Source organism: Streptomyces mexicanus (assembly GCF_902506575.1).
GTDB classification, from domain to species: Bacteria; Actinomycetota; Actinomycetes; order Streptomycetales; family Streptomycetaceae; genus Streptomyces; species Streptomyces mexicanus.
Genome location: NZ_LR732544.1, coordinates 4,213,319 through 4,216,944, shown reverse-complemented (window position 1 = coordinate 4,216,944; position 3,626 = coordinate 4,213,319). Strand labels below are relative to the sequence as shown.

The window sequence follows — 3,626 nt, the reverse complement described above, 5'->3', positions numbered from 1 at the left end:
CCCCCGCTCCCCGCGCAGCCAGCCCGGTGAACACTCCCCACGCCAGCAGCACCCGCACCAGCAGTACCAACCGCACGGGAGGTGAAGGGCGTTGACGACCGAGTCCCCCGTGTCCCCCACGGTCACGCCCCGCCGTACATATCTGATCGGCCGCGCCCGGCCGAACGCGATCATCGGCCGCAACCGCGAGACCGGCGAGATCGCTCTGATCGTCGCGGGGGCCTTCCTCGGCATGATGTGCGGGCTCCTCGTCCCCGTGCTGTCCCTGCGCATCGTGCTGCTCACCGGCTTCCCGCTGCTCGCGCTCGCCGCCGTGTACGTGCCCTACCGGCACCGCACCTTCTACAAGTGGTTCGAGATCAACCGCAGCTACAAGCGCACCGTCAAGCGCGGCGCGGTCTACCGCTCGGCCGCGATGGAGGCCGGGACCCGGCTCGACGGCCGGGAGATCGAGGTGGGCCCGCCGCCCGGCATCGGCCGCATCACCTGGCTCGCCGCGCCCTTCGGCCCCGACGAGATCGCCGTGCTGCTGCACGCCGACCGCAAGACCGTCACCGCCGCCATCGAGATCGAGGGCCCCGGCGTCGGCCTGCGCGACTCCGAGGACCAGGAGGCCCTCGTCGACCGGTTCGGCACCCTGCTCAAGCACGTCGCCAACGGCGACGGCTTCGTCACCCGCCTGCAGATGCTCGCCCGCACCCTGCCCGCCGACCCCGACGCCCACGCCAAGGACGTCGCCCAGCGCGGCGACGACCGCGCGCCCGCCTGGCTGCAGCACTCCTACGACCAGCTGCAGTCCATGGTCTCCACCAGCAGCGAGCAGCACCGCGCCTACCTCGTGGCCTGCATGCACTACAACCGCGAACTGGCCGCCGAGGCCCAGGCCATGGCCCGCGCCGCCCGCGCCCAGTCCGGCCGCCGGATCGACCGGGACGCCGGCCTCGCCGTCGTCATGGCCCGCGAGCTGACCGACATCTGCTCCCGGCTGCAGGAGGCCGACATCCGGGTACGCCAGCCCCTCGGCCAGGGCCGGCTGGCCTCCCTGATCCACTCCATGTACGACCCGGACCACCCCATCGACCACATCCAGGCCATGACCCGCCGCAACGCCTGGCCGGCCGAACTGGACGCCCGCGAACCGACGTACCTGCAGGCCAAGACCCGCGAGTCCGCCACCCGCGAGCCCTGGTGCCACGCCACCGCCTGGATCAAGGAGTGGCCGATGACCCCGGTCGGCGTGAACTTCCTCGCGCCGCTGCTCGTCCACACCCCGGACGTCATCCGCACCGTCGCCGTCACCATGGACCTCGAACCCACCGAGGTCGCCATCGAGCGCATGCTGACCGAGAAGACCAACGACGTCGCCGAGGCCAGCCGCGCCGCCAAGATGAACCGCACCGTCGACCCGCGCGACGTCCAGGCCCACCACCGCCTCGACCAGCGCGGCGAGGACCTCGCCAGCGGCGCCGCCGGCGTGAACCTCGTCGGCTACATCACCGTCTCCGCACGCTCCCCCGAGGCCCTGGCCCGCGACAAGCGGACCATCCGCGCCTCGGCCGGAAAGTCCTACCTGAAGCTGGAGTGGTGCGACCGCGAGCACCACCGTGCCTTCGTGAACACGCTCCCGTTCGCCACCGGAATCCGACGGTAGGGACTGATGCTCTGATGCGGGACCCGCTGACCGCGATCACGGAAGCCTTCACGTCCTTCCTGTTCGGGAAGGTCGAGACGACCCGGCTGCCGGTGCGCACCTCCACGGGCCAGGCCCAGGCGGTCTACCTGCCCACGGCCGCGCCCGGCCTCGGCGACTCGGGCGTCATCATCGGCCGCGAGGTCTACTCCGGGAAGGGCTACATCTACGACCCCTTCCAGCTGTACGGCCAGCAGCTGCCCGCCCCGCACTGGCTGGTTCTCGGCGAGTCCGGCAACGGCAAGTCGGCGCTGGAGAAGACGTACGTCCTGCGCCAGCTGCGCTTCCGCGACCGCCAGGTCGTCGTCCTGGACGCCCAGGGCGAGGACGGCGTCGGCGAGTGGAACCTGATCGCGGAGGAGCTGGGGATAACGCCCATCCGGCTCGACCCGTCGGCCGCCCTGGACCACGGCATCCGCCTCAACCCGCTGGACCCGGCGATCACCACGACCGGGCAGCTCGCCCTGCTGCGGACCATCATCGAGGTCGCGATGGGCCACGGCCTGGACGAGCGTTCCGGCTTCGCGCTGAAGGTCGCGCACGCCTACGTCAACGAGACGATCGTCGAGCGCCAGCCGGTCCTGTCCGACATCGTCGAGCAGCTGCGCCACCCCGAACCGGAGTCCGCCGAGGCGATGAACGTCGCCATAGACGACGTCCGCGCCTGGGGCCTGGACGTCGCCCTGGTCCTGGACCGCCTGGTCGACGGCGACCTGCGCGGCATGTTCGACGGCCCGACCACGGTCGGTATCGACCTGGACGCCCCGCTGATCGTCTTCGACCTCAGCCACATCGACCGCAACTCCATCGCCATGCCCATCCTCATGGCGATCGTCGGCGTGTGGCTGGAGCACACCTGGATCCGCCCCGACCGCAAGAAGCGCATCTTCCTGGTCGAGGAGGCCTGGCACATCATCAACAGCCCGTTCGTGGCGCAGCTGTTCCAGCGGCTGCTGAAGTTCGGGCGCCGGCTCGGCCTGTCCTTCGTGGCGGTCGTCCACCACCTGTCCGACGTGGTGGACGGCGCGGCCGCCAAGGAGGCCGCGGCGATCCTGAAGATGGCGTCGACCAGGACGATCTACGCCCAGAAAGCCGACGAGGCCAGGGCGACCGGCCGGGTCCTCGGCCTGCCCCGGTGGGCCGTGGAGATCATCCCGACCCTCACCCCCGGCATCGCCGTCTGGGACGTCAACGGCAACGTCCAGGTCGTCAAACACCTGGTCACGGAGACCGAACGGCCGCTGGTCTTCACCGACCGCGCCATGACCGAGTCCTCCCGCGACATCGCCGCCGACGACGCCCTGCGCGCCGCCGAGCGGGAGGCGGAGGAGCGGGCGGCGGCCTTCGTGGAGCAGCACCTCGGCGACTCCGAGTCGACGGTGGCGTAAGGGAAGGCAGGGGGAGGCGTGCGCGAGGGCGACCGCGGTCAGGGACAGCAGGGACAGGGCCGGCCGGGCGGCATTCCCGACGGGCTGCTGCTCGGCATACTGGCCTTCCTCCTCGGCATGACCCTGCTGGTGTGGACGGCCACGGGCCTGGCGGGCCTGTTCGCCCACGGCGCGTGGCCGGACGGCGTCAGTTTCACCCGTACGCCCCTGGCCATGCGCCACCTCATCGCCGACCCGCACGACGTCCCCGGCGCCTGGCCCGACACCCCCGCCGCCCAGCTGTCGGGGTACGGCCTGTTCTGGGGGCTGTTCATCGGCCAGCTGATGGTGCTGTTCGTCCTGACGGTGTTCGTGATGGGCACGGTGGCCCGCTGGCGCGCCGGACGGCTCAGACGACGCGCCGAACGGGCGGCGGCCCGGCAGCACACACCGGCCGCCGACCCGCACCGGACCCCCGCCCCGCCCGCCTACGAGGCACCGGCCCCGCAGGAGGCGCCGGCCACGACGGCCCCGCCGCCGCTGCCCCCCCTCCTCTCCACATCCCCCAG

The 3,626-nt window shown here is 71.9% G+C and carries 2 protein-coding genes and 1 pseudogene; all 3 read left to right on the top strand.

Annotation, left to right across the window (positions count from 1 at the left end; genetic code table 11):
* Window positions 1-91 precede the first annotated feature (91 nt).
* A complete protein-coding gene (locus tag GV126_RS18860) occupies window positions 92-1,651 on the top strand; it encodes an SCO6880 family protein (RefSeq protein WP_159668204.1) in 1,560 nt (519 codons plus the stop codon).
* 14 nt (window positions 1,652-1,665) lie between these two features.
* Window positions 1,666-3,078, top strand: coding sequence for an ATP-binding protein (locus GV126_RS18855; protein ID WP_159668202.1), 1,413 nt, complete (start codon window positions 1,666-1,668; stop codon window positions 3,076-3,078).
* 18 nt (window positions 3,079-3,096) lie between these two features.
* A pseudogene (locus GV126_RS18850) lies at window positions 3,097-3,626 on the top strand (type VI secretion protein); the annotation flags it as partial.